This window comes from Nonomuraea coxensis DSM 45129, assembly GCF_019397265.1.
Classification (GTDB): domain Bacteria; phylum Actinomycetota; class Actinomycetes; order Streptosporangiales; family Streptosporangiaceae; genus Nonomuraea; species Nonomuraea coxensis.
In genome coordinates this window covers 7,491,826-7,515,842 of sequence record NZ_CP068985.1, presented here as the reverse complement: position 1 = coordinate 7,515,842, position 24,017 = coordinate 7,491,826, and the positions used below count along the sequence as shown (strand labels likewise).

At 71.1% G+C, this 24,017-nt stretch carries 22 protein-coding genes, 3 tRNA genes and 1 riboswitch; of the genes, 17 read left to right on the top strand and 8 right to left on the bottom strand.

The features are described 5' to 3' along the window. Positions 1-45: 45 nt before the first annotated feature. Together serA and Nocox_RS43820 are read left to right on the top strand one after the other, a co-directional pair. A complete protein-coding gene (gene serA, locus Nocox_RS35205) occupies positions 46-1,635 on the top strand; it encodes a phosphoglycerate dehydrogenase (RefSeq protein WP_020543995.1) in 1,590 nt (529 codons plus the stop codon). A 311-nt stretch (positions 1,636-1,946) separates the two neighbouring features. Beyond that, the gene (locus Nocox_RS43820; protein ID WP_020543994.1) at positions 1,947-2,075 is read left to right on the top strand and encodes a hypothetical protein; all 129 of its coding nucleotides are present in this window, start codon (positions 1,947-1,949) and stop codon (positions 2,073-2,075) included. 26 nt (positions 2,076-2,101) lie between these two features. On the opposite strand, the gene Nocox_RS43815 is transcribed toward Nocox_RS43820, so the two are convergent. Then, a complete protein-coding gene (locus tag Nocox_RS43815) occupies positions 2,102-2,863 on the bottom strand; it encodes a C40 family peptidase (RefSeq protein ID WP_020543993.1) in 762 nt (253 codons plus the stop codon). 24 nt (positions 2,864-2,887) lie between these two features. Further along, positions 2,888-3,028: riboswitch (cyclic di-AMP (ydaO/yuaA leader) on the bottom strand. 112 nt (positions 3,029-3,140) lie between these two features. Here Nocox_RS43815 and Nocox_RS35195 point away from each other — a divergent pair. Then, positions 3,141-4,187, top strand: coding sequence for a 3-isopropylmalate dehydrogenase (locus Nocox_RS35195; RefSeq protein ID WP_026214494.1), 1,047 nt, complete (start codon positions 3,141-3,143; stop codon positions 4,185-4,187). A gap of 222 nt (positions 4,188-4,409) precedes the next feature. Then, positions 4,410-5,507 (top strand): branched-chain amino acid aminotransferase, encoded by a 1,098-nt coding sequence (locus Nocox_RS35190; RefSeq protein ID WP_020543991.1) that lies wholly within the window; start codon positions 4,410-4,412, stop codon positions 5,505-5,507. A 21-nt stretch (positions 5,508-5,528) separates the two neighbouring features. Here the strand turns inward: Nocox_RS35190 and Nocox_RS35185 are convergent, their stop codons facing one another. Further along, positions 5,529-6,173 carry an O-methyltransferase gene (locus Nocox_RS35185; protein WP_020543990.1) on the bottom strand — a complete coding sequence of 215 codons (645 nt, stop codon included), beginning with the start codon at positions 6,171-6,173 and terminating at the stop codon, positions 5,529-5,531. A 60-nt stretch (positions 6,174-6,233) separates the two neighbouring features. Between Nocox_RS35185 and Nocox_RS35180 the strand changes: the two genes are divergently transcribed. Together Nocox_RS35180 and cimA are read left to right on the top strand one after the other, a co-directional pair. Continuing rightward, a complete protein-coding gene (locus Nocox_RS35180) occupies positions 6,234-6,878 on the top strand; it encodes a DsbA family protein (RefSeq protein WP_084685712.1) in 645 nt (214 codons plus the stop codon). Positions 6,879-7,069: 191 nt separating this feature from the next. Continuing rightward, the gene (cimA, locus tag Nocox_RS35175) at positions 7,070-8,644 is read left to right on the top strand and encodes a citramalate synthase (protein ID WP_020543988.1); all 1,575 of its coding nucleotides are present in this window, start codon (positions 7,070-7,072) and stop codon (positions 8,642-8,644) included. A 25-nt stretch (positions 8,645-8,669) separates the two neighbouring features. On the opposite strand, the gene Nocox_RS35170 is transcribed toward cimA, so the two are convergent. Further along, positions 8,670-10,352 carry a heparinase II/III domain-containing protein gene (locus Nocox_RS35170; protein WP_246649655.1) on the bottom strand — a complete coding sequence of 561 codons (1,683 nt, stop codon included), beginning with the start codon at positions 10,350-10,352 and terminating at the stop codon, positions 8,670-8,672. A gap of 106 nt (positions 10,353-10,458) precedes the next feature. Continuing rightward, positions 10,459-10,830 (bottom strand): antibiotic biosynthesis monooxygenase family protein, encoded by a 372-nt coding sequence (locus Nocox_RS35165; protein WP_020543986.1) that lies wholly within the window; start codon positions 10,828-10,830, stop codon positions 10,459-10,461. Positions 10,831-10,947: 117 nt separating this feature from the next. On the opposite strand from Nocox_RS35165, the gene Nocox_RS35160 reads away from it, so the two are divergent. Both Nocox_RS35160 and gltX read left to right on the top strand, forming a co-directional pair. Continuing rightward, a complete protein-coding gene (locus tag Nocox_RS35160; protein WP_026214493.1) occupies positions 10,948-11,724 on the top strand; it encodes a fumarylacetoacetate hydrolase family protein in 777 nt (258 codons plus the stop codon). A gap of 34 nt (positions 11,725-11,758) precedes the next feature. Next, the gene (gene gltX, locus Nocox_RS35155) at positions 11,759-13,099 is read left to right on the top strand and encodes a glutamate--tRNA ligase (RefSeq protein ID WP_051112600.1); all 1,341 of its coding nucleotides are present in this window, start codon (positions 11,759-11,761) and stop codon (positions 13,097-13,099) included. Between the two features lie 54 nt (positions 13,100-13,153). Here the strand turns inward: gltX and Nocox_RS35150 are convergent, their stop codons facing one another. Further along, a complete protein-coding gene (locus tag Nocox_RS35150) occupies positions 13,154-15,124 on the bottom strand; it encodes a M3 family metallopeptidase (protein ID WP_020543983.1) in 1,971 nt (656 codons plus the stop codon). A gap of 167 nt (positions 15,125-15,291) precedes the next feature. Here Nocox_RS35150 and Nocox_RS35145 point away from each other — a divergent pair. Next, positions 15,292-15,363 (top strand) — tRNA-Gln (locus Nocox_RS35145). Positions 15,364-15,497: 134 nt separating this feature from the next. On the opposite strand, the gene Nocox_RS35140 is transcribed toward Nocox_RS35145, so the two are convergent. Next, on the bottom strand, positions 15,498-16,406 hold the full coding sequence (locus Nocox_RS35140; RefSeq protein WP_020543982.1) for an alpha/beta fold hydrolase: 909 nt from the start codon (positions 16,404-16,406) through the stop codon (positions 15,498-15,500). A gap of 143 nt (positions 16,407-16,549) precedes the next feature. On the opposite strand from Nocox_RS35140, the gene Nocox_RS35135 reads away from it, so the two are divergent. From Nocox_RS35135 to Nocox_RS35120, 4 genes are all read left to right on the top strand, one after another. Continuing rightward, entirely contained in the window at positions 16,550-17,752 is a 1,203-nt protein-coding gene (locus Nocox_RS35135) for a sensor histidine kinase (RefSeq protein WP_020543981.1), read from the top strand. Then, entirely contained in the window at positions 17,749-18,369 is a 621-nt protein-coding gene (locus tag Nocox_RS35130) for a response regulator (RefSeq protein ID WP_026214491.1), read from the top strand. Before Nocox_RS35135 ends, Nocox_RS35130 begins: the two co-directional genes overlap by 4 nt. A 110-nt stretch (positions 18,370-18,479) precedes the next feature. Then, positions 18,480-18,555 (top strand) — tRNA-Glu (locus Nocox_RS35125). Between the two features lie 19 nt (positions 18,556-18,574). Beyond that, a tRNA-Glu gene (locus tag Nocox_RS35120) sits at positions 18,575-18,647 on the top strand. A 113-nt stretch (positions 18,648-18,760) separates the two neighbouring features. Here Nocox_RS35120 and Nocox_RS35115 read toward each other — a convergent pair. Both Nocox_RS35115 and Nocox_RS35110 read right to left on the bottom strand, forming a co-directional pair. Beyond that, positions 18,761-20,488, bottom strand: a complete 1,728-nt coding sequence (locus tag Nocox_RS35115) for a hypothetical protein (protein ID WP_020543979.1) — start codon at positions 20,486-20,488, stop codon at positions 18,761-18,763. 58 nt (positions 20,489-20,546) lie between these two features. Continuing rightward, positions 20,547-21,263: an IclR family transcriptional regulator gene (locus Nocox_RS35110; protein ID WP_020543978.1), complete on the bottom strand. Its 717-nt coding sequence runs from the start codon at positions 21,261-21,263 to the stop codon at positions 20,547-20,549. Positions 21,264-21,406: 143 nt separating this feature from the next. Here Nocox_RS35110 and leuC point away from each other — a divergent pair, with 143 nt between their 5' ends. The 4 genes from leuC to Nocox_RS35090 all read left to right on the top strand — a co-directional run bounded on the left by leuC (position 21,407) and on the right by Nocox_RS35090 (position 24,010). Next, positions 21,407-22,792 carry a 3-isopropylmalate dehydratase large subunit gene (leuC, locus tag Nocox_RS35105; RefSeq protein WP_026214490.1) on the top strand — a complete coding sequence of 462 codons (1,386 nt, stop codon included), beginning with the start codon at positions 21,407-21,409 and terminating at the stop codon, positions 22,790-22,792. Between the two features lie 13 nt (positions 22,793-22,805). Further along, on the top strand, positions 22,806-23,393 hold the full coding sequence (gene leuD / locus Nocox_RS35100) for a 3-isopropylmalate dehydratase small subunit (RefSeq protein ID WP_020543976.1): 588 nt from the start codon (positions 22,806-22,808) through the stop codon (positions 23,391-23,393). After that, on the top strand, positions 23,372-23,611 hold the full coding sequence (locus Nocox_RS35095) for an SCO5555 family protein (RefSeq protein ID WP_051112592.1): 240 nt from the start codon (positions 23,372-23,374) through the stop codon (positions 23,609-23,611). The genes leuD and Nocox_RS35095 overlap by 22 nt, the downstream gene beginning before the upstream one ends. A gap of 99 nt (positions 23,612-23,710) precedes the next feature. Further along, the gene (locus Nocox_RS35090; RefSeq protein WP_020543974.1) at positions 23,711-24,010 is read left to right on the top strand and encodes an HU family DNA-binding protein; all 300 of its coding nucleotides are present in this window, start codon (positions 23,711-23,713) and stop codon (positions 24,008-24,010) included. Positions 24,011-24,017 lie beyond the last annotated feature (7 nt).

Below are 24,017 nucleotides of genomic sequence, written 5' to 3'. Positions count from 1 at the left end.
ACGTGTCCCCCTCATGACTCGCCGGAAGCCCCTAAGGATCCACCCGTGAACAAGCCCGTCGTACTGGTCGCTGAGGAGCTGTCCGAGGCCGGCCTCGCCGTTCTCGGCGCCGATTTCGAGGTCCGCCACACCGACGGCGCCGACCGTTCCCAGCTCCTGCCCGCCCTCGCCGGCGTGGACGCCCTCATCGTGCGCTCCGCGACGCAGGTCGACGCCGAGGCCATCGCCGCGGCGCCCAAGCTGCGCGTGGTCGCCCGCGCGGGCGTCGGGCTCGACAACGTCGACGTCGAGGCGGCCACCAAGGCCGGTGTCATGGTCGTCAACGCGCCGACCTCCAACATCACCAGCGCCGCCGAGCAGACCGTCGCCCTCATCCTGGCCAGCGCGCGCAACACGGCCCAGGCCCACGCCGCGCTGAAGAACGGTGAGTGGAAGCGGTCCAAGTACACCGGCGTCGAGCTGGACGAGAAGGTCGTCGGCATCCTCGGCTTCGGCAAGATCGGCCAGCTCGTGGCGCAGCGGCTGCTGCCGTTCGGCGTCGAGATCATCGCCTACGACCCCTACCTGCCGCCGGCCCGCGCCGCGCAGCTCGGCGTCAAGCTGGTGAGCCTCGACGAGGTGCTCAGGCAGGCCGACTTCCTCACCGTGCACCTGCCGAAGACCAAGGAGACCCTCGGGCTCATCGGCGAGGAGGCGCTGCACAAGGTCAAGCCGAGCGTGCGCATCGTCAACGTCGCCCGTGGCGGCATCGTCGACGAGGCCGCGCTCTACTCCGCGATCAAGGAGGGCCGGGTCGCCGGCGCCGGCCTCGACGTCTTCGCCAAGGAGCCCTGCACCGACAGCCCGCTGTTCGAGCTCGACCAGGTCGTCGTCACCCCGCACCTCGGCGCCTCCACCCACGAGGCCCAGGAGAAGGCCGGCACCCAGGTCGCGCGGAGCGTGAAGCTGGCGCTCGCGGGCGAGTTCGTGCCGGACGCCGTCAACGTCCAGGGCGGCGCGGTGGCCGAGGACGTCAAGCCGGGCCTGCCGCTGGCCGAGAAGCTGGGCCGGGTCTTCACCGCGCTGGCCGGCGAGGTCGCCACCAAGCTCGACGTCGAGGTGCGCGGCGAGATCGCCTCCCAGGACGTGCGGGTCATCGAGCTGGCCGCGCTCAAGGGCGTCTTCGCCGACGTGATCGAGGAGCAGGTCACCTACGTCAACGCGCCGCTGCTGGCCAAGGACCGCGGCGTGGCCGTCGAGCTGATCACCAGCTCCGACAGCCCCGACTGGCGCAACGTGGTCACCGTCCGCGGCGTGCTGGCCGACGGCCGCCAGGTGTCGGTGTCGGGCACGCTGTCCGGCCCCCGCCAGATCACCAAGATCGTCGAGGTCAACGGCTACGAGATGGAGATCGAGCCGACGGCGCACCTCGCGTTCTTCACCTACGCCGACCGTCCCGGCATCGTCGGCGTGGTCGGCCGGCTGCTCGGCGAGCACGGCGTCAACATCGCCTCCATGCAGGTGGCCCGCGACGTCAAGGGCGGCAAGGCGCTCATCGCGCTGACCGTCGACTCGGCGATCCCGGCCGACATCGTCGACCAGATCGTGGCCGAGATCGGCGCCGAGAGCGGCCGTTCCGTGGACCTGGAGGACTGACCCTCCCTCACGTGCGGAAGGCCGCCGCCCCGGTTCGGGCGGCGGCCTTCTGTCGTCTCAGCATGCGAGATGCTAGGACATCCAACGAGATTCCTCGGTTACCGTGGAAGCACATGCGCCAGGTGTCCGTACTCATTACCTGCCGCGGCGAGGCCTGTTAGGGCAGGTCGGCGACTCGCCGCGGTGAGCGGCGTGCGTCGGCCGGTAAGTCCCTTCCGTCCGGTCCGTGATCCGGACCGCGGCATCAGGCCCCGTTCGGATTCGCGACCGGGGTCCGACCCTCCCGTCACCAACGCCTTTCGCGAAACGAGATGACCACCATGTACGAGATGTACGCCTGGAACCGTGCCGACGACCCCAAGGACGAGGCCGCCGAGGCCCTGCAGACCGCGCTGGACCGCCGCGACAACGGCGGCGCCCCGCAGGAGTCCGGCCGGTAGGGCCCCGGCTCGCTCATGAGGCCGCGTCAGAGCACTGACGCGACGGGCATGGACGGCGGCGGCGTCTCGCGCCGCTCCGCCCACTCCCGCACGCCCTTGCGGTCGGGCCGGACGCCGCCGACGAAGGCGCTCCTGCGCCAGCTCGACAGCTTCTCCTCCTTGACGACGTCCCCCGTGCGGGGCGCGTGCACCATGTAGCCGGGCCGGGAGATCATCCCGACGTGGCCGAGGTTGCTGAAGAAGACCAGGTCGCCGGGCTTGAGGTTGTTCCAGGAGACCTTCTTGTCGTACGCCGCGTACTGGTCCGTGGTGACGCGGGGCAACTGGATCCCCGCCTTCTGGTACGCCCGGAGCATGAGCCCCGAGCAGTCGTACCCGCCCCTGCCGGTCCCGCCCCAGAGGTACGGGATGCCCCGCTTCTTCATGGCGAAGCGCAGCGCGATCTTCCAGGCGGGCCTGCTCTGCCTGTCCCGGATCTTCTTGAGCTCCGGGCCGGTGAGCGTGGTGGTGAGTGCGCGCTCGTCGAGGGTGTCGTTCTTGGGCGCGCGGTCGGGGGTGGACGCGCCGGAGGGGTCAGATCCTCCGGCGGTGCTGGATCCCCCGGCGGGATCGGGCTGGATGGGATCGGGCTGGGTCGGGGTGGGCTGAGCGGGATCGGGCTGGGCGGGATCGGGCTGGGTGGGGGTGGGCTGGGCGGGATCGGATTGGGTGGGGGTGGGCTGGGGGGCTGGGGTGGATGCCTGGGCGGGGGAGGCGAGCACGGCGACGCCGGCCGCGCCCGCCGCCACGAGAATGGCGATGCGAGACAGGGGACTGTCCTTCCAAACGGCCGGCCGGGTTAGCTGACGGGCTCGGGCCTGGAAGCAGCCCTACGGCGGATGCCGATTCGCCCCTGGGGAGAGTGGGTCCCCGGCTCCACGCGAACCGCCGCGTGAATTAGGCAGGGCACGGACGCTAACGAATCGGTCAAAAGATCGCAAACTTCTCAAATCGGACGTTCCTCGGAACGGTCCGGAAAATGAGACCGAGTGTTCGTCAGGCGAGACGAGCCGGTAAGGTACCGGCATGGAGTCGCGTAACATCCGCTTGGCCGTCATCCCCGGCGATGGCATCGGCACCGAGGTCGTCGCCGAAGGGCTCAAGGTCCTCGAAGCCGTCGGCACGAAGATCGAGCCCACGCACTACGACCTGGGCGCGGCGCGATACCACCGCACCGGCGAGACGCTGCCCGACCCGGTGCTGCAGGAGCTGCGCGGCTACGACGCGATCCTGCTCGGCGCGGTGGGCGACCCCAGCGTGCCCCCGGGCATCCTGGAGCGCGACCTGCTGCTGCGGCTGCGCTTCGAGTTCGACCACTACGTCAACCTGCGCCCGGTCAAGCTCTTCCCCGGCGTCGAGACCCCGCTGGCCGACACCGCCGCCGAGGACATCGACATGATCGTGGTCCGCGAGGGCACCGAGGGCCTCTACGCGGGCACCGGCGGCGCCATGCGGCGCGGCACGCCGCACGAGATCGCCACCCAGGAGTCGCTCAACACCGCCTACGGTGTCGAGCGCGTCGTCCGCTACGCCTTCGACAAGGCCCAGAGCCGCCCGCGCAAGAAGCTGACGCTGGTCCACAAGACCAACGTCCTCACCTTCGCCGGCGACCTGTGGCAGCGCACGGTCAACCGGGTCGCCGAGGAATACCCCGAGGTCACCACCGACTACTGCCACATCGACGCGGCGTCGATGTTCTTCGTGACCCAGCCGGGGCGCTTCGACGTCGTCGTCACCGACAACCTGTTCGGCGACATCATCACCGACCTCGGCGCGGCCATCGCGGGCGGCATCGGCCTGGCCGCGAGCGGCAACATCAACCCCGAGGGCACGGCGCCCAGCATGTTCGAGCCGGTGCACGGCAGCGCGCCCGACATCGCGGGCCAGGGCAAGGCCGACCCGACCGCCACCATCCTGTCGGTCGCCATGCTCCTCGACCACCTGGGCCTGCGGGCCGAGGCCGCCAAGGTCGAGCAGGCGGTCGCCGACGACATCGTCGAGCGGCTGGCCGGCTGGACCGGCCGCACCACGTCGCAGATCGGCGACGACATCACCGCGCGAGTATCCGGCTAGGGCCGCCCAGCCTCACCACGCGCCTGGCGGTCCGCATCGGATCGCCAGGCGCTTTTTGCTGTCCAAAGCGGCTGAATCCCCCCAACGGCAGCTTGTCATCCCATACGGCGAGACAATAGGAAGTACTAGCTGCCTTCGGGCAGAACTGCCGCGCCATAGCGGGTCCGCGGGCCCGCAGGATTCGGTAGATTTCGCGAAATCGCAGAGAGAAGGACCGTCGTCATGACCATCGCTCAGAAGCTCAGCTTCGACGTGCAGCTATCCGACCACGCGCGCACCGCGGCCGAGCGGGAGCAGGTACTGGCGAACCCCGGATTCGGGCAGTCCTTCACCGATCACATGATCACCATCGACTACACCGAGGGCCAGGGCTGGCACGACGCCCGGCTGGCGCCGTACGGACCGCTCTCGCTCGACCCGGCCACCGCGGTCTTCCACTACGCGCAGGAGCTGTTCGAGGGCCTGAAGGCTTATCGGCAGATCAACGGGTCCATCGTGATGTTCCGCCCCTACGCCAACGCCGCCCGCTTCAACCGCTCGGCCGCCCGCATGGCCATGCCCGAGCTGCCCGAGGAGACGTTCGTCGAGTCGCTCGAACTCCTCGTCCGCACCGACGAGGAGTGGGTGCCGACCACCGAGGGGCACAGCCTCTACCTGCGGCCCTTCATGATCGCCACGCAGGCGGGGCTCGGCGTCAACTACCCGTCCAGGACCTACTCGTACATGGTCATCGCCTCGCCGGCGGCGTCGTACTTCAGCGGCGGCGTCAAGCCCGTGTCGGTGTGGCTGTCCACCGAGTACACCAGGGCCGCGCCCGGCGGCACCGGCTTCGCCAAGTGCGGCGGCAACTACGCCGCCGCCTTCGTCGCCCAGCGCCAGGCCGTCGAGAACGGCTGCGACCAGGTCGTGTGGCTGGACGCCCAGTCCCACGAGTACGTCGAGGAGATGGGCGGCATGAACCTGTTCTTCGTCTTCGGCAACAAGCTCGTCACCCCCGCCCTGACCGGCACCCTGCTGCCCGGCATCACCCGTGAGTCGATCCTGGAGCTGGCCGGCGGTCTCGGCCTGGAGACCGAGGAGCGGCTCATCTCGGTCGACGAGTGGCAGTCGGCGTGCGAGTCGGGCGAGCTGACCGAGGTCTTCGCCTGCGGGACGGCGGCCGTGGTGACCCCGGTCGGCTCGGTCAAGGGCGCCGACCGGGCCTGGACGGTCGCCGACGGCACCCCCGGCCCCGTGACGATGCGGGTGCGCGAGGAACTGGTCGGCATCCAGTACGGAGCCCGCCCCGACGCCCACGGCTGGGTCCACAAGATCGCGTGACCTCGGGGACCCGCGCCCGTCTCAGTGCTTGGTGATCAGCGTCATGCCGTCGGCGACCGGCAGCATGAGCACGCTCACCCGCGGGTCCTCGATCACCAGGTCGTTGAACTGGCGGATCTCCACCGTGGTCGGCTCGTCGTGGGCCGGGTCGGCCACGTGCCCGCGGCGCAGCGTGTTGTCGGCGATGAGCAGCCCGCCCGGCCGCATGCGTTCGATCAGCAGCTCGTAGTAGCCGGGGTAGTTGCCCTTGTCGGCGTCCACGAAGGCCAGGTCGACGGTCTCGCCGAAGCCGGCGAGGGTGTCGAGCGCCGGGCCCAGGGTGAGCGTCACCCGGTCGGCGACCCCGGCCTCCGCCCAGTAGCGGCGGGCGATCGAGGTCCACTCGTCGCTGACGTCGAAGCAGTGCAGCCGGCCGCCGCGCAGGCCCCGGGCGATGCAGATCGACGAGTAGCCGGTGAACGTGCCCACCTCCACGGCCACCTGGGGCGCCATGATCTGGGTGATCATGGTGAGGAACGTGCCCTGGTCGGGGGAGATCTGCATCCCCGCGCTGTCGCCCGCGATCTCCAGCGTCTCGCGGGTCAGCCGCTCCAGCAGCGGGTCGGGCTTGGTCGAGTGCTCGTACACGTAACGCGCCACGGCGGGGCTCAGGAGGTCGGCCTTCATACGGCCATTGTTTCTGTTCCGGTAGGGTCTGCGCGATCGGCAAGCTGAAGGTGTGGGCGAATGATGAAGCGGTTGGTGGCGGTCGCGGTCGCGTGCGCGACGATCGTCATGCTCGGTGTGCTGGCGTTCTCCGAGCCGGGCGAGAGCTCGGCGGAGGTGCGGCTGACCCGGCAGCTCGACGGGTCCATGGTGCTGGCGGAGCGCGGCGGTGACGCCCCCGTACTGGATGTTTACGAAGATTTTGACTGCCCGGTCTGCAAGGAGATGCACGCCAAGGTGGACCCGACGATCCAAAGGCTGGCCCGCGCGGGCAAGGTCAAGGTCGTCTTCCACGCCGTGACCATCTTCCGCGACGAGCCGATGCGCTCCAACTCCGTCCGCGCCGCCGCCGCCGCGCGCTGCGTCCCCGAGGCGAGCTGGCTGGCCTTCCGCGACGAGCTGTACGCCATCCAGCCCGCCCCGCACGGCGTCGCCTCGGGCTTCACCGTCGAGGAGCTGGTCCAGGCCGCGAGGAAGGCGGGCGCGCAGGTGGACGCCTGCGTACGCGGCCAGTCGTACGCCGACTCCCACCTCGCCGAGACCGCGAAGGTCCGGCTGGAGGGCACCCCGACGCTGCTGCTCGACGGCAAGCTGCTGGGCAACGAGGCGTTCGACCCCGAGGCGCTGGAGCGCGCCATCACGGGCGGCGGCGGCGTCACCGTGTAGGCGTCCCGAGCGGTGAGATCCTTGTGCCGAATGGTGGAAACGTATGGCAGACTGATGAGCACCATGTTCTACGGTCTGCTCATTATCGGCAGGCGCGCTGGCTGACACAGGGACACCGCCAGCGCGCAGACCTCTCACGTCCGTGAGGGGTCTTTTTGTTTTCTCCAGGGATCTCCAGAAGGAAGAGGCTCATGGCCGATGACCGGTTCCACGTATACGACACGACCCTGCGTGACGGCGCGCAGCAGGAAGGGCTCAACCTGACCGTCGCCGACAAGCTCGCCGTCGCGCGTCACCTGGACGGACTGGGCGTCGGCTTCATCGAGGGCGGCTGGCCCGGAGCCAATCCCAAGGACACCGAGTTCTTCAGGCGCGCTCAGACCGAGCTCGACCTGAAGCACGCGCAGCTCACCGCGTTCGGCGCGACCCGCCGGGCCGGGGTGAAGGCCGCCGACGACCCACTGGTGGCCGCACTGCGCGAATCCGGCGCGCCCGTCGTGACCCTTGTCGCCAAGAGCCACGACCGGCATGTCGAACTGGCCCTCCGCACCACGCTGGAGGAGAACCTCGCGATGATCCGCGACACGGTCTCCCACCTGCGTGCGGAGGGCCAGCGGGTCTTCCTCGACGCCGAGCACTTCTTCGACGGCTACAGGTCCAACCCGGCGTACGCCCTGGAGGTGCTGCGCACCGCCGCCGAGGCCGGCGCCGACGTCGTCGCCCTGTGCGACACCAACGGCGGCATGCTCCCCGACGAGCTGGCCGATATCGTCCACGAGGCGGTCCAGGCCGGGGCCAGGGTCGGCATCCACTGCCACGACGACACCGGCTGCGCGGTCGCCAACACCCTCGCCGCGGTCCGCGCCGGCGCCACCCACGTGCAGGGCTGCGCCAACGGCTACGGCGAGCGCTCGGGCAACGCCAACCTCTTCACCGTCGTCGCCAACCTGCAGCTCAAGCGCGGCTTCGACCTGGTGCCGCCGGACGCGCTCGCCGACATGACGCGCATCGCGCACGCCATCACCGAGGTGACCAACGTCACCCCCAACTCGCACGCCCCCTACGTCGGCATGTCCGCCTTCGCGCACAAGGCCGGGCTGCACGCCAGCGCCATCAAGGTGGACCCCAACCTCTACCAGCACATCGACCCGGCCGCCGTCGGCAACGACATGCGCATGCTGGTCTCCGACATGGCCGGCCGCGCCTCCGTCGAGCTCAAGGGCCGCGAGCTGGGCTACGAGCTGACGGGCGAGCACACCAAGGCGCTGGTCGAGCGGGTGAAGGAGCTGGAGTCGCGGGGCTTCACCTTCGAGGCCGCCGACGCCTCCTTCGAGCTGCTGCTGCGCGACACCGTCCAGGGCGAGCGCAAGCGCCACTTCGAGGTGGAGTCCTGGCGGGTCATCGTCGAGCGCACCAAGGGCGGCGAGCTGGTCAGCGAGGCCACCGTCAAGGTGCACGCCAAGGGCGAGCGCATCGTGGCCACCGGCGAGGGCAACGGCCCCGTCAACGCCCTCGACAGGGCCGTCCGGCTGGCCCTGGAGCAGCTCTACCCCGAGCTGGCCAAGGTCGAGCTGGTCGACTTCAAGGTCCGCATCCTGGAGGACACCCACGGCACCGACGCGGTCACCCGCGTGCTCATCACCACGAGCGACGACACGGGCGAGTGGGCCACGGTCGGCGTCGCCGAGAACATCATCGACGCCTCCTGGCAGGCCCTGGAGCAGGCGGTCACCTACGGCCTGCTGCGCGCCGGCCGCGACTGCTGAGGCAGGGAGGCGGCCCCGCAGAGGGTCAGAGCAGGCGGGCGGAGAAGGAGACCCCTTCGACCGTCACCTTGCCGCCGGAGCACGACACCTTCGGCGCGTCCGTCCCCGGCACGACCACCGTCAGCAGGGACTTCGCCGCAGGCGAGACCACCACCGTGGCCGCCTGCCTCGACAGGTACGTCGGCGACACCCAGCCGAGCTTGCCGCCGCGCTCCACCCGCTGCCCGCCCACCTTCGCGCACGACGGCGAGAGCTGCAGCAGCGTGACCTTGAACTTGCCGTCGCCGAGCACGACCTTGCCGCCGCCGTTCGAGACGACCTTGAGCGACGGGGCGAACCGCCACAGGTTGCGCACCCGCTTGCCGCCCGAGGCGGTGTCGAGCACCGCCATCAGGTCCTCGCCGTGGTTGACCAGCACCGACCGCGTACGGCTCACGCCGTAGGCGTCGTCCGTCACCCGGAACGCCTGCCGGTCGTCGCCGAGCGAGGACTTCGTCAGCCGCGAGGAGGTGCGCGGCCGGAACTTCGCCCCGGCCACCGTCGGCACGTTGTGCGCCTCGGGGGAGAGCGTCCAGTAGCGGTAGGCGCTCTTCTCGTAGGAGTGGAAGCCGGCGTCCACGAGCACGTCGCGGCCCTGCGCGTAGTAGGTGACGCCCAGGTGGTCCTCATGGCCGTGGAACTTCATCCCCGGGCCGAACCTGATCGAGTAGTACGCCGAGTCCTGCTTGTCGAAGGCCGTCCTGCCGAACACGTAGCCCGCCCGGTAGACCTTGACCTTCTGCTTCGGCGTGCCGGTCTCCATCTTCGGCTCGGTCTCGGCGCTGCCGTCGCCGAGCGGCACCATGAAGCCGTTCGGCATGGTGGCGTGCGCGATGAAGTCCTTCAGCGCCTCGGCGCGGGAGGAGATTTGGCCGGGGACCTTGCGTCCGCAGGACTTCATGTTCGTCATCGCGACCTGAAGGCGGCCGTAGACGTAGACCGCGTAGCGGGGGGCCTGCTCCATCAGCGCGCCCTGGGAGTCCACGTCCAGCTTGACGGTGCCCGTCAGGCGCCTGGAGGCCAGGTCGGCCCAGTCCTTGCGGCCGTAGCGGCAGCCGATGCCCATGAGCGCGATGTCCTGGTCGATGCCGTGGTTGTGGCCCTTCTTGTACAGGGCCGGGTTCGCGAGGAGCTTGGCGTGCACCGCGAGGCTGTCCTTCAGCCAGGCGTCCTTCACGTGCTCGCTCAGGCACAGCAGCGGCTGGGTGCGCAGCGAGACCGGGTGGTCCTTCCAGACGTAGGGCTTCGTGCCGCGGGCGCCGTACTTGTTGTGCGCCACCCAGTCCTTGGCGAGCTCCGTGGCGCGGTCGAGGTAGCGCCGCTCGCCGGTGTTCTCGTACTCGACGACGAGCGTGCCCAGCCAGCGCAGCGACTGGAAGACGAACTCCCACGAGCGGTTCTTGTACGGGCTCGCGCCCCAGTCGACCTTCTCACCCAGCTTGTACGCCGGCAGCCCCACCAGCGAGATCTCGCCGCCCATGACGTCCGCGGCGGTCGGCGTGCCGGGCAGCCAGTCGCCCTGGCACGCCGCGGTCCGCGCCACCTTGTCCGCCTGGCCGCCCGCCTGCCCGCCCATCTGTCCGCCCGTCTGTCGGTCCGCGTGCGCGGGTGTCCCCGCCAGGCCGCCGAGCGCGAGCGTGAGGGCAAGAGGGATCGCGAGGCGGCGCACGCCAGTTCCTTTCAGCATGAACTCGGACACACAAGGTGGAGGCGGGACATGCTTTCGCGTGCGCGATCATCCGGTCAAGCCGAGTGCCCGATTCGTTAACCGCCCCCTACGCCTTGGGCGGGGCGCTCTCGACCACCTCGAACGTCCACAGCTCGGAGCCGCTGGCGGCGGGCCCCTGCCCGTGACCGTGACCCTGCCCGTGCCCCTGCCCGTGACCGTGCCCCTGGGCGCCTTCGCCGGCGGCGCGCGCGTGGCCGCGGGCGAACTCCTGGCTCTGCTGCCACGCCTGGAAGTCCTCCTCGCTCCGCCAGCGCGTGTAGACGAGGTAGCGCTCGGTCCCGTCCACCGGCCGCAGCAGCTCGAACCATTCGAACCCGTCCGCGGACTCCACCATCCCGGCCCGGCCGGCGAAACGTCGTTCGAGCTCCTCCCGCATCGCGGCGGGCACGGTCAGCACGTTGATCTTCACGACGGACATGGGAAACCCCTCTCGTCAGCGCACCGGCGCAGGTCAGAGGTCCAGGCTAACCGGTCGTACGGGACCCGCGCGGGGCAGGTGAACGGACTCCCGTGGCGGCGGCGATAGCCTGGACGGGTGCGTATAGCGAGGTTCTCCACAGGCGATGGCGTGTCGTTCGGCGTGGTCGAAGGCGGCCCCGGCGAGGAGTTCGTCTCCACCGTCGCCGGCCACCCGTTCAACCAGGTGCAGTTCACCGGCGAGCGCCACCCGCTCAGTCAGGTCAAGCTGCTGGCGCCGATGCTGCCGAGCAAGGTCGTCGCCATCGGCAGAAACTACGCCGAGCACGCCGCGGAGATGGGCAACGAGGTGCCCGAGGAGCCGCTCATCTTCATGAAGCCCTCCACCTCGGTGATCGGCCACGGCGAGCAGATCGCCTACCCGGTCCACCTGTCCGACCGCGTCGACTACGAGGGCGAGCTGGCCGTGGTCATCGGCCGGCTGTGCCGCGAGGTCCCGGTCGAGCGGGTCAAGGACGTCATCTTCGGCTACACCTGCGCCAACGACGTGACCGCGCGCGACCTGCAGAAGAAGGACGTGCAGTTCACCCGGGCCAAGAGCTTCGACACCTTCTGCCCGCTCGGGCCGTGGATCCAGACCGACCTCGACGCGAGCGACCTGGCCCTGACGACCACGGTCAACGGCGAGGTGCGCCAGAGCGGCCGCACCACCCAGCTCATCCACGACATCCCCGCGCTGGTGGCCTACGTCAGCGCGGTCATGACGCTCATCCCCGGCGACGTCATCCTGACCGGCACGCCGGCCGGCGTCGGCCCGCTCCAGGTCGGCGACGAGGTCAGCGTCGGCATCGAAGGCATCGGCACACTCACGAACAAGGTGGTCTCCCGTGACTGACGTACGGGTCAGGTTCGCCCCGTCCCCCACCGGCATGTTCCACGTCGGCGGCGCCCGCACGGCGCTGTTCAACTGGGCGCTGGCCGAGCAGTCCGGCGGCCGCTTCGTGCTGCGCGTCGAGGACACCGACGCCTCGCGCAACCGCCCGGAATGGACCGAGGGCATCATCTCCGCGCTCGACTGGATCGGCGTCAACGGCACCAACCCGGCCTTCGAGGGCCCCTACTTCCAGTCGGCGTACGAGCCGCAGCATCGCGAGGCCGTGGCCAAGCTGCTGGCCGACGGCCGCGCCTACTACTGCGACTGCACCCGCGAGGCGCTGGTCGCCCGCACCGGCTCCGAGCACCGCGGCTACGACGGCCACTGCCGCGAGCGCGGCCTGACCGAGGGCGCGGTCCGCTTCCGCACGCCCGACGAGGGCGTGACGATCGTGTCCGACCTCATCCGCGGCGAGGTCGAGTTCCCCAACGAGGCCCAGGAGGACTTCGTCATCGCCCGCACCGACGGCTCGCCGCTCTACGTGCTGGCCAACGCGGTCGACGACATCACCCAGAACATCACCCACGTCGTACGCGGCGAGGAGCACCTGGGCAACGCCGCCAAGCAGATGCTGCTCTGGCCCGCCCTGGGCGCCAACCCGCCGATCTGGGCGCACCTGCCGGTGATCGTCAACGAGCAGCGCAAGAAACTGTCCAAGCGCCGCGACAAGGTGGCGCTGGAGGACTACCGGGCCGAAGGCTACCTCGCCGAGGCCATGGTCAACTACCTCATGCTGCTCGGCTGGGGCCCCGGCGAGGACCGCGAGATCATGCCGTGGTCGGAGATGGTGCCGCTGTTCCGGCTGGAGGACGTCAACTCCTCCAGCGCCTTCTTCGACGAGAAGAAGCTGCGGGCCTTCAACGGCGAGTACATCCGGGCGCTGCCGCTGGAGACGTTCGAGGAGCGCTGCGCCCCCTACCTGGAGGACGGCTGGGACCGCGAGCTGTTCAGCAAGGTCGCGCCGCTCGCCCAGACCCGCATCGGGGTGCTGTCGGAGATCCGGCAGAACGTCGACTTCCTCTTCCTCGACGAGCCGGTGTTCGACCAGGCGTCCTGGGACAAGGCGATGAAGAACTCCCCGGTGGAGATCATCTCCGGCTACCTGGCGCGGCTGGAGCAGATCAGCTGGGACCCCGAGTCGCTGAAGGAGGCTCTGGAGGACGTCGGCGCGGCCCACGGGCTCAAGCTCGGCAAGGCCCAGGCGCCGGTGCGGGTGGCCGTCACCGGCCGCACGGTGGGCCTGCCGCTGTTCGAGTCGATCGAGGTGCTGGGCCGCGAGCGCACCCAGGACCGGCTGCGCGCCGCCCTCGCCCGCCTCGGCGCCGTCGGCGTCTGACGGACTCCGCCGGGCGGCCCGCTCGCGTGGCGGGCCGCCCGTGCCGGGCCGGCGTCAGTCCAGGCCGCGCCGCTTCAGCAGCGGCTCGATGCTCGGCTCGCGCCCGCGGAAGTTGCGGAAGGCGGTCAGCGGATCGAGGCTGCCGCCCCGCGACAGCAGCTCGCGGCGGAAGTGCTCGCCGTTCTCCCTGCGCAGCCCGCCCTTCTCCTTGAACCATTCGACGCTCTCGGCGTCCAGCACCTCGCTCCAGATGTAGGAGTAGTAGCCGGCGCTGTAGCCGCTGGCGAAGATGTGCGCGAAGTAGTTGGTCCGGTAGCGCGGCCGGACCTGCGGCACGGCGATCCCGGCCCGCTCCAGCGCCGCCGCCTCGAACGCCTCGGCGTCCGCCACCTCCTGGCCGGGCGCGAGCCGGTGCCAGGCCCAGTCGAGCAGCGTGGCGCCGAGATACTCGACGGTCTTGAAGCCCTGGTTGAACGTCTCGGCCGCGGTCAGCTTGTCCACCAGCTCGGCCGGCATCGGCTCGCCCGTCTCGTGGTGCCTGGCGTAGTTGGCCAGCACCTCGGGCCAGGTCACCCACATCTCGTTGACCTGCGAGGGGTACTCGACGAAGTCGCGCGGCACGGAGGTGCCGGACACGCGCGGGAAGCGCACCTGCGAGAACAGGCCGTGCAGGGCGTGCCCGAACTCGTGGAAGGCGGTGGTGACCTCGTCGTAGGTGAGCAGCGTCGGCCCCGAGGCGGGCTTGGTGACGTTGAGGTTGTTCAGCACCACCGGCCGCAGCCCGAACAGCAGCGACTGGTCCACCAGGTTGTTCATCCACGCCCCGCCGCGCTTGTTCGCCCGCGCGTACGGGTCCAGCAGGAACAGCCCGAGCGCCGAGCCGTCCTCCTCGAACACCTCGAACACCTTCACGTCCGGGTGGTAGCCGGACAGGTCGGACCGTTCCGCGAAGGTGACGCCGTACAGCTTGCCGGCCGCGAAGAAGACGCCGTCGCGGTAGACCCGCTCCAGCTCGAAGTACGGCCGCATCGCGCTGTCGTCGAAGTCGTAGCGGGCCTTGCGCACCTGCTCGGAGTAGTAGGGCCAGTCCCACGGCTCGATCGGGAACCCGGCCTGCCCGGCCAGCTCGGCGGCCTCCCGCCCGGCATTGCGCACGGCCGGGCCGACGAGCTGGCCGAGCATCTCCTCGACCGCCTCGACGGTCTTGGCCGTCTGGTCGGCCACCACGTAGGAGGCGTGGTCGGCGAAGCCCAGCAGCGCCGCCCGCTCGGCGCGCAGCGCCGCCATCCTGGCCGCGATCGCGAAGTTGCCCGGCGCGCGGCCGACGCTCAGCTCGAACAGGCGGCGGCGCACGTCGCGGTTCGTGAGCTGGGAGAGCGCGGGCTGGGCGGTGAAGTTGAGCAGCGGCAGCGCGTACGTGCCGTCGTCCTGGCGCAGCGAGTCGATCCTGGCCTGGTCGAAGCCGTCCAGGTCGGCCGGGTCCTCGACCACCAGCGCGGCCTCGGTGGCCGCCTTGAGCAGCGCCTGCGCGAACTCGGTGGACAGCCGCGACAGCTCCTCGTTGAGCTCGCGCAGCCGGGCCTGCTCGGTCTCCGACAGGTCGGCGCCGGCCCTGATGAAGTCCTCGCGGTACTTCTGCAGCAGCCACGCCTCCTCCGGGTCGGAGGTGGTGACCTGCTTGATGCGCGCCCACAGCTTCCGGTCGAGCCGGATGCTGTCGCTGTGCCGGGTCAGCTCGGGGGAGATCTCCTTCTCGATCTCCATGATGCCGTCGCCGGAGTTGGAGGAGGCGATCGTGAAGAAGGCCGTGGCCGTGCGGTCGAGGACGCGTCCCGACCGTTCGAGCGCGGCGATCGTGTTGTCGAACGTCGGCGGCTCGGCGCTGCCGGCGATCGCCTCGACCTCCGCCAGGTGCTCCGCCATGCCGCGCCGGAAGGCGGGCAGGTAGTGCTCCTCGCGGATCTCGGCGAAGGGCGGCAGCTCGTACGGCAGGGCGCTGGGGGCGAAGAAGGGGTTCTCTGCCAAAGCTCGGGGCTCCTTCACGTGGTGTTTTGTCCCCAACAGCTTGGCACGGCCACGCCCTCGCCGCGCCCGGCGGAAACCCCGTCCGGCAATCGTTTTGGTCTTACCCCCGGAGCTGGGCTATTCTTTCGGACGTCGCCAAGCGCGCTCCACGGAGCTCGCGGCAGCGGTGGGGTATGGTGTAATTGGCAGCACGACTGATTCTGGTTCAGTTAGTCTAGGTTCGAGTCCTGGTACCCCAGCAAGGCGTGACCTGTGGCGGGAGTCTCATCGAGACCCCCGCCTTGTTCGTTCTCAGGGCTCGATGCCGCGCTCGCGCTCCACCAGTTCCGTCACCGCGAGCTCCAGAGCCACCTCGCCACCGCCGAGTCGCCGGTCAGCGGGCCAGCTTGTCCAGGATGTCGGTGATCTGGCGGTAGTCCGCCGGGGTCGGGGCGTGGGAGGTGTCCACGGTGAAGACCTTGAACCGGTTGCCCGGCGTGGCGGCGTCCGCCTCCCTGATCATGCGGTCCTGGAGCGCGGGCGGGATCACCCGGTCACGGGAGTGCCGGATGTAGACGCGCGGCACCCGTCCCCAGGCGTGCGGGCGGCCGCGGGCGTCGGCGCCGGACACCAGCAGGCTCTCGTCGGGCAGCAGCGTGTTCAGCATGGCCAGCAGCTCGCCGTCGGTCCCGCCGGCCATGAACGCCGCCTTGGCGGCCGTCAGGAACGCGGGGTCGTTCGTCCGCCAGTTCACCCGGATCGCGCCCAGCTCGCGGGGGTCGGCGACGATCGCGCCGAGCACGCTGCCGGCCAGGCTGCCTTCGTTCTCCGGCGTCTCCATGTACGCGGCGGGGGAGCTCAGCTCCGTGCAGCAGAAGGCGGCGTCGTAGACGAGCAGGTCGACGAGGTCGGGCACGGCGTCGGCCGCCATCGTGACGGTGGAGCCGCCGAGGCTGCCGCCCACCAGCACCACCCTGCCGTGCCGCGCGGCCCTGCGCACGGTGTCCACCGTGGCCGCCACGTAGTCGTCCAGCGTCACCCGCGCCACCGGCGAGGGCAGCGCCGCCAGCGTCGTGAGGTCCTGCGGCGCCTGGTAGGCCACGTGGAACTGCTCCTCGGGGCCGTGTCCCGGCAGGCTCACGCCCACCGAGCGGTGGCCGCGCAGGGTCAGCTCGGGGTCGGCGGAGGCGACGCCGTTCGAGCCGGTCACGAAGACGAACGTGGTCACCTCCTTGGCCTTCCCCGGCGGCCCGCCCGCCAGGGCGGCCGTCTGGACGCCGAGCGCGCCCGCTGCCGTTGCCATCCGGAACGCCTTCCTTCGTGTGGGATCGTTCATGGCACCGATCGTCGCCCGCGCGGCCCCGGCGCCGCCTCGCCCGGCCGGCTCCGCGATCGGGCGAGGCCGCGTATCCACCGATCGGTGGATGCCGTGCCAGGCTGGAGGGCATGAGCCGGCTTGACGGGCGCGAACGGTGGGTCTTCCTGGGGCTCGCGTACGCGCTGCTCGCGATCTCCGCGACCGCCGCCGCCCTCATGGGCACGGGCAGGGGCGCGGTGTGGCCCGTGCTCGCCGTGGCCGCCGCCGGGTGGGTCGCGCCGCTCGCCTGGCTGCACCCGCGCCGCGACCGCCGCCGCGTGCTCGTCGTCGGCCACTACCTCGTCCTCGTGGCACTCGCGGGGGCGCTGACGGCCGCGCACGCCGCCTTCGCGGTGTTCGCCGCGATCGGCTATCCGCTCGCCCTCGCGCTGCTCCCGTCCCGGCTGGCGATGGCCGGGGTGACGGTCACCGCCGTCGTCGTGGTGGCCGCCCAGGCGGGCCCCGGCGACCGCGCCGCGCTGCTCACCGTGGTCGCCGGCGTCGCCCTGCCCCTGGCCGTCGCCGGCTGGTACGTCGCCGCCGAGCACGACAAGCGCCGCCGCCTCGTCGAGCGCCTGCGCGCCGCCATGGACGAGAACGCCTCCCTGCACGCCAGGCTGCTCGACCAGGCCAGGCACGCGGGCGTCCGCGACGAGCGGCGCCGGGTCGCCGGCGAGCTGCACGACACCCTGGCCCAGGACCTCGTCGCGCTGATCCGCCAGCTCGACGCCGCCGCCGGCGCCACCGGCGAACAGGCCCGCCGCCACCTCGGCCAGGCCGCGGGCCTGGCCCGGCGCGGGCTGGCCGAGGCCCGCAGGTCGGTGAGCGCGCTCGGCCCCGGCCCGCTGGAGCGGTCGAGCCTGCCGGAGGCTCTGGAGCGGATGGCGGCGTCCTGGTCGCGGATGTCAGGGGTGCCGGTGGCCTGCGAGGTCACCGGATGGCCGGTCGCGCTGTCCGCCGACGTGGAGGCCACGCTGTTCCGCGTCGCCCAGGAGGCGCTGGCGAACGTGGCCAAGCACGCGGAAGCCACCAGGACGGCGCTGACCCTGTCGTACACGGACGATCTCGTGCTCCTGGACGTCCGGGATGACGGCGCCGGTTTCGATCCGCAGACGGCCACTGACGGCTTCGGGCTCGACGGCATGCGGCAGCGGGTCCGGGCCGCCGGCGGCACCCTGGAGATCGAGTCGCGGCCCGGGGAGGGCACCACGATCGCCGCCGCCGTCCCGGCTCTGCCCACCGCCCGCCGCCCCGCCGATGAGACGATGGCCGGCGGAGGGGAGGACCCATGACGTCACCTGTGCGGGTGCTGGTCGCCGACGACCATCCGATCGTGCGCGACGGCCTGCGCGCGGCCCTCGGCCCCGGCTCCGGCGTGGAGCTCGCGGGCGAGGCGGCCGACGGCGAGCAGGCCGTGCGCCTGGCCGCCGAGCTGCGTCCCGACGTCGTCCTGATGGACCTGCGCATGCCCGGCCTGGACGGCGTCGCCGCCATCAGGCGCATCGCCGGCACCGGCCCCCGCGTGCTGGTGCTGACCACGTTCGACACCGACGTGCTGCCCGCGCTGGAGGCGGGCGCGCACGGCTACCTGCTCAAGGACGCCCCGGCCGGCGAGCTCGTCCGCGCCGTGCTGGCCGTGCACCGGGGCGAGACCGTGATCGCGCCCGCCGTCGCCGGCCGGCTGGCCGAGCAGGTACGCCGGCCGTCCAGAGGCGCACTGAGCAGACGCGAGCTGGAGGTGCTGCGACTGGTGGCCGGGGGAGCGACCAACAAGGAGGCGGCGGCCGCGCTGTTCATCAGCGAGGCCAGCGTCAAGACGCACCTGCTGCACGTCTACGCCAAGCTCGACGTCCGCGACCGGGCCGCCGCCGTGAGCGAGGGCTACCGGCGCGGCCTGCTCACCGCCTGAGCGCGCGAACGGCGTCCTGAGCGCTGTTCAGCGGTTTGGTTGTGGTCTGCGGGGTGCGGTACAGTTACCTGCGTCGCCGGGGAGATCCGGCGACGAAAGCTTGTGGACAGGGTCCCGTCGTCTAGTGGCCCAGGACGCCGCCCTCTCAAGGCGGTAGCGCCGGTTCGAATCCGGTCGGGACTACCACTGGTCACAAGCTCGCGAAGGTCCCGTCGTCTAGTGGCCCAGGACGCCGCCCTCTCAAGGCGGTAGCGCCGGTTCGAATCCGGTCGGGACTACGTCTGCTTCACCACCGCTCCGGTGCCTCTGGCCCGGGGCGTTTTCGCGTTTTCGGGGGTCGTACGAACGGGGAAGCCCCCCGCCGCGAACGGCGGGGGGCTTCCCGAGGGCGTCAGACCGAGCGGGCCTTGAACAGCGCCCGACGGGCCGCCTTGGCGATCTGCTTGTCAGGGTGCACCTGGGAGATGAGGTCCAGCAGCTCCTCCACGTGCGCGTGCGGGATCTTCCAGATCACCTCCAGCAGCTCGGTGACCATCTCGGGGCCGATGTCCTGGAGGCTGCTCACGAACTCCGACCGGCCGAGGCCGGCCGAGATCGTCCACATGTCGAGAATGAGCCAGTGGGTGTCGTCCTGGGTCGGCTCGGGAGCGCCCTCCACGCCGAGCTGGCTGAGGTGCGTGGCCGCGTAGGGCCGCAGCGACGGCTGCTTGAGCGCCGCCTGCCAGGCGGGGAGCGCCGCCTCGCCCAGCGTGCCGACGACGCTGGCCGCCTGCACCCGGATGAGCGCGTCGCTCTCGTCCTCGGCCGCGGCCTCCAGCAGCTCCTCGGCGGCCCTGGCCGGCTCGCGCAGCCGCATCCAGGCCGCGAACTCGGCGTCGGCCTCGTCCTCGGGCAGCTCGGCGCTGAGCGCCAGCAGCTCGTGGGCGCTCATCGACTCGATGGCGGGCCGGGCGTCCACCTCGATGTCGGCGTCGTCCACCAGGTGGACGACGCCCTCGGTGCCGAGCGGCGTGAGCTTGAGCGTGCGGCCCTCGACCTCCACCATGCCGTAGCCGACCAGCCAGTCGACGGCGGGGGCGAGCGGGTCGCCCGCGGCCTCCCAGGCGTCGGCGCCGAGCTCCTCGTCCAGCTCGGCGGCGGCCTCGGCCAGCTCGCGCGCCAGCTCGTCGAGGTCGCGCGCGCCGCCGGCCAGCAGCAGCCGCACGAGCACGCCGCGGGTCAGGCCCGCCAGCGCCATGGTGAGGTCGTCGTCGGGCAGCTCGGGGTCGCCGTAGTCGACCGAGTGCAGCCCGAGCATCCAGGCGTCGAGGACGTCCTCGTCGTCGTCGAACGGCCACTCGGCGGTGTCGTCCTGGACCGCGACCGTGCTGCCCTCGCCCGGCTCCAGGAACTCGAGGTCCACCGCGAGGTTCCAGATGTTCCACAGGTAGGGCACGGCCTCGGCGATCGGGCCCTCGACCTCGGGCCGGGGCAGCCCGACGGCGGCCAGCGCCTCCTCCACCTCGGCGTCGCTGAGCAGGGTGTCCTCGCCCACGCGGCGGCCCGAGCCGACCCAGAGGGCCAGGTCGCGGGCCTTGGCGATGAGCGGGGCCTGCCGGGCGGCCGCGGCCAGCTCGGAGTCGGGCCGCAGCCGGATGGTGTCGAGGTCGGCGAGCTCGTCGGCGAACGGCTCGAAGTCGCCGAGGTCGCCGAGGTCGCCGGTCTCCTCCTCGTCGCCGTCCGCGTCGTCGTCGCCGTCCTCGGCCAGCTCGTCCATGAGGTCGACGAACTCGTCCTCGACGTCGTCGAGCTCGGCCTGCAGATCGGCGAGGGAGTCGGAGCGCTGGGTCAGCCTGCCGGTCTGCGAGAGGAACGTGAGGTAGGCGTCCACGGCCGGGAGCATGCCGTCGGCGGCGGCGTCGGGATCCTCCACGACCTTCGGCATGCGGTCGAGCAGCAGGTTGCGCAGGTCGGCGCGCTTCCAGGTGCCGAGGTCCGGCGAAAAGGCGAGACGGTGCCACAGGGCGGCGGGCCCCACGAGCTCGGGGTCGCTGTCGGGCGCGTTGACGCGCGCCCACATGATGAACTCTTCGAGCAGGGGTCGCAGCTCAGTGGCGGCTACCTCGATGCGATCTGTCACCCACTCAGGCTAGTGCGCTCCTGGCGTTGACGGCTCCCGAAATACATCCTTTTGCTGATCATGACGTGCGTCGCATGGCCTCGGTGATCCGTTCGGCGGCGGCCATGACGGGCACCGCGTGCAGCCGGCCGGGCGCCCGGGTGAGCCGTTCGATGGGGCCGGAGACCGACACCGCCGCGATCACCTTGCCGCCGCTGCCCCTTATGGGCGCCGAGACGCTCGCCACACCCTGCTCGCGCTCGCCGACGCTGTGGGCCCAGCCGCGCCGCCGTACGGACGCCAGGGTCGCGGCGGTGAACTTGGCGCCGCGCAGGCCGCGGTGCAGCCGGTCGGGCTCCTCCCAGGCGAGCAGGATCTGGGCCGCGGAGCCGGCCGTCATGGGCAGCGCCGAGCCCACCGGCACGGTGTCGCGCAGGCCGCTCGCCCGCTCGGCGGCGGCCACGCAGACCCGCTCATCTCCCTGGCGGCGGTAAAGTTGCGCACTCTCCCCGGTCAGGTCCCTGAGCTGCATGAGCACGGGGGAGGCCACGGCGAGCAGCCGGTCCTCGCCGGCGGCGGTGGACAACTCGGACAGCCGCGGGCCCAGCACGAAACGGCCCTGTGTGTCCCGGCTGACGATGCGGTGGTGCTCCAGCGCGACGGCCAGGCGGTGGGCCGTGGGCCGGGCCAGGCCGGTGGCCTGGACGAGCTGCGCCAGGGAAGCGGGGCCCGCTTCCAGGGCATTGAGTACAAGAACGGCCTTGTCGAGTACTCCGACTCCGCTAGAGTTGTCCATGTACCGATACTGCAGTCTCGACATATGAGAAAGCAAGTCGGAGGCAAACTCCCGCAAAGAAGCACCGGAACCCGGAGCCGCGAACGGGGGCGGGCCTTGAGCGGGCGATGCGACGGCGCATCGCGAAGACACAGGAGGAGATCATGGGCCGCACACTGGCCGAGAAGGTCTGGGAGCAACACGTCGTCAGGCGTGCCGAGGGCGAACCTGACCTGCTCTACATCGACCTGCACCTCATCCACGAGGTGACCAGCCCGCAGGCGTTCGACGGCCTCCGCCTCGCCGGTCGCAAGGTGCGCCGCCCCGACCTCACCATCGCCACCGAGGACCACAACGTGCCGACCGTGCTCGGCCCGATCTCCGACCCCGTGTCCAAGACGCAGGTCGAGACGCTGCGCAAGAACGCCGCCGAGTTCGGCGTCCGGCTGCACCCGATGGGCGACGCCGGGCAGGGCGTGGTGCACATCATCGGCCCGCAGTTCGGCCTGACCCAGCCGGGCATGACGATCGTCTGCGGCGACTCGCACACCTCCACGCACGGCGCGTTCGGCGGCATCGCCTTCGGCATCGGCACCTCCGAGGTCGAGCACGTGCTCGCCACCCAGACGCTGCCCGCCTACCGGCCGAAGACGATGGCCGTCGAGGTCAGCGGCGAGCTGCCCGCCGGCGTCACCGCCAAGGACCTGATCCTGGCCATCATCGCCAAGATCGGCACCGGCGGCGGCCAGGGCCACATCATCGAGTACCGCGGCGAGGCCGTGCGCAAGCTCTCCATGGAGGGCCGCATGACCGTCTGCAACATGTCGATCGAGGCCGGCGCGCGGGCGGGCATGATCGCCCCCGACGAGACCACGTTCGCCTACCTCAAGGGCCGCCCGCACGCGCCCGAGGGCGAGGCGTGGGACCAGGCCGTCGAATACTGGAAGTCGCTGCGCACCGACGACGACGCCGTCTTCGACCGGGTCGTGGAGATCGACGCGACGACGCTGACCCCCTACGTCACGTGGGGCACCAACCCGGGCCAGGGCCTGCCGCTGGGCGAGTCCGTCCCCAGCCCCGAGTCCTTCGCCGACCCGGTCGCGCGGGCCGCCGCCGAGCGGGCGCTGGAGTACATGGGCCTCGCCGCCGGCACGCCGCTGCGCGAGATCGAGGTCGACACCGTCTTCGTCGGCTCGTGCACCAACGGCCGCATCGAGGACCTGCGCTCGGCCGCCGAGATCCTCAAGGGCCGCCAGGTCAAGACCCGCACGCTCATCGTGCCCGGCTCGATGCTGGTCAAGCTCCAGGCCGAGCAGGAGGGCCTGCACGAGGTGTTCAAGGCCGCGGGCGCCGAGTGGCGCGAGGCCGGCTGCTCGATGTGCCTCGGCATGAACCCCGACACGCTCCAGCCGGGCGAGCGCAGCGCCTCGACCTCCAACCGCAACTTCGAGGGCCGCCAGGGCAAGGGCGGCCGCACCCACCTGGTGTCCCCGCAGGTCGCCGCCGCGACCGCGGTCACCGGCCGCCTGACCGCCCCCGCCGACCTGTAAGGAGTCACGACCGATGCAAGCCTTCACCACCCACACCGGTACGGCGGTGCCGCTGCGCCGCAGCAACGTCGACACCGACCAGATCATCCCGGCCGTCTGGCTCAAGCAGGTCAGCCGCACCGGCTTCGAGAAGGGCCTGTTCGCCGCCTGGCGCGAGGACCCGGCGTTCGTCCTGAACGACCCCGCCTACGAGGGCGGCTCGATCCTCGTCTCCGGCCCCGACTTCGGCACCGGCTCCTCCCGCGAGCACGCGGTGTGGGCCCTGCAGCAGTACGGGTTCCGCGTCGTGATCGCCGCCCGCTTCGGCGACATCTTCCGCAACAACTCCACCAAGATGGGCCTGCTGCCGGTCGTCCTGCCCGGCGACAAGGTCGAGGCCCTGCAGGCCGCCGTCGAGGCGGACCCCAAGCTGGAGATCACCGTCGACCTGGCAGGACGCGAGGTCCGCTGGGCCGGCGAGGCCGTCGCGTTCGAGATCGACGACTACACCCGCTGGCGGCTGATGGAGGGCCTGGACGACATCGGCCTGACCCTGCGTCACGCCGAGGACATCACGGCGTACGAGAATGGTCGGCAGCCATGGCTGCCGACGACCGTCTAGAGGACGACGAACTGGCGCGGCGGTTGCGCGAGGCGCACCGCCGCGTCCGCCTGCTGCCCGCCGCCGACCCCGCCGTCGACAAGGCGCGGCTGGCCCGCCGCTACCTCGCCATCTGCGACCTCGCCAAGCGCGACCCCGAACGCGCGGCGGCCCGTCTGGAGGCGTTCCTGTCCGCGCTCGACACGCCACGCGATGACGAAAACACCGTCGGTGATTGAGTTCCCCCGCGATCCCGCCTACTTTCGACTCGCGTAAGGGGTTTCTACGTCGAACTCGTGTGCTGGAACCCTGACCATAACTGGGGGAGCAGGACTTTCATGAACAAGCGAGAACTCGTCGAGGCCATTTCGGACCGGGTGGGCGACAAGAGGACGGCCACCGAGGCCGTGAACGCGGTCATCGACACCATCCAGAAGGCCGTGGCGAGCGGCGACAAGGTCTCGATCACGGGCTTCGGCGCGTTCGAGATGGTGAACAAGCCGGCGCGCACGGCCAGGAACCCGTCCACGGGTGCCGAGATCAACGTCGCGGAGAGCTGGGCTCCCAAGTTCCGCCCCGGTTCGGAGTTCAAGGACCTCGTGAACGAGGGCGGCAAGAAGAGCGGCAAGAAGAAGTAGCCGCGGC

Coding starts and splice junctions, on each gene's coding strand:
- Nocox_RS43820 (WP_020543994.1), top strand. CDS start 1,947: ATGACCACCATGTACGAGATGTACGCCTGGAACCGTGCCGACGACCCC.
- Nocox_RS35195 (WP_026214494.1), top strand. CDS start 3,141: ATGGAGTCGCGTAACATCCGCTTGGCCGTCATCCCCGGCGATGGCATC.
- Nocox_RS35190 (WP_020543991.1), top strand. CDS start 4,410: ATGACCATCGCTCAGAAGCTCAGCTTCGACGTGCAGCTATCCGACCAC.
- Nocox_RS35185 (WP_020543990.1), bottom strand. CDS start 6,173: ATGAAGGCCGACCTCCTGAGCCCCGCCGTGGCGCGTTACGTGTACGAG.
- Nocox_RS35180 (WP_084685712.1), top strand. CDS start 6,234: ATGATGAAGCGGTTGGTGGCGGTCGCGGTCGCGTGCGCGACGATCGTC.
- cimA (WP_020543988.1), top strand. CDS start 7,070: ATGGCCGATGACCGGTTCCACGTATACGACACGACCCTGCGTGACGGC.
- Nocox_RS35165 (WP_020543986.1), bottom strand. CDS start 10,830: ATGTCCGTCGTGAAGATCAACGTGCTGACCGTGCCCGCCGCGATGCGG.
- gltX (WP_051112600.1), top strand. CDS start 11,759: ATGTTCCACGTCGGCGGCGCCCGCACGGCGCTGTTCAACTGGGCGCTG.
- Nocox_RS35140 (WP_020543982.1), bottom strand. CDS start 16,406: ATGGCAACGGCAGCGGGCGCGCTCGGCGTCCAGACGGCCGCCCTGGCG.
- Nocox_RS35135 (WP_020543981.1), top strand. CDS start 16,550: ATGAGCCGGCTTGACGGGCGCGAACGGTGGGTCTTCCTGGGGCTCGCG.
- Nocox_RS35130 (WP_026214491.1), top strand. CDS start 17,749: ATGACGTCACCTGTGCGGGTGCTGGTCGCCGACGACCATCCGATCGTG.
- Nocox_RS35110 (WP_020543978.1), bottom strand. CDS start 21,263: ATGGACAACTCTAGCGGAGTCGGAGTACTCGACAAGGCCGTTCTTGTA.
- leuC (WP_026214490.1), top strand. CDS start 21,407: ATGGGCCGCACACTGGCCGAGAAGGTCTGGGAGCAACACGTCGTCAGG.
- leuD (WP_020543976.1), top strand. CDS start 22,806: ATGCAAGCCTTCACCACCCACACCGGTACGGCGGTGCCGCTGCGCCGC.
- Nocox_RS35095 (WP_051112592.1), top strand. CDS start 23,372: ATGGCTGCCGACGACCGTCTAGAGGACGACGAACTGGCGCGGCGGTTG.
- Nocox_RS35090 (WP_020543974.1), top strand. CDS start 23,711: ATGAACAAGCGAGAACTCGTCGAGGCCATTTCGGACCGGGTGGGCGAC.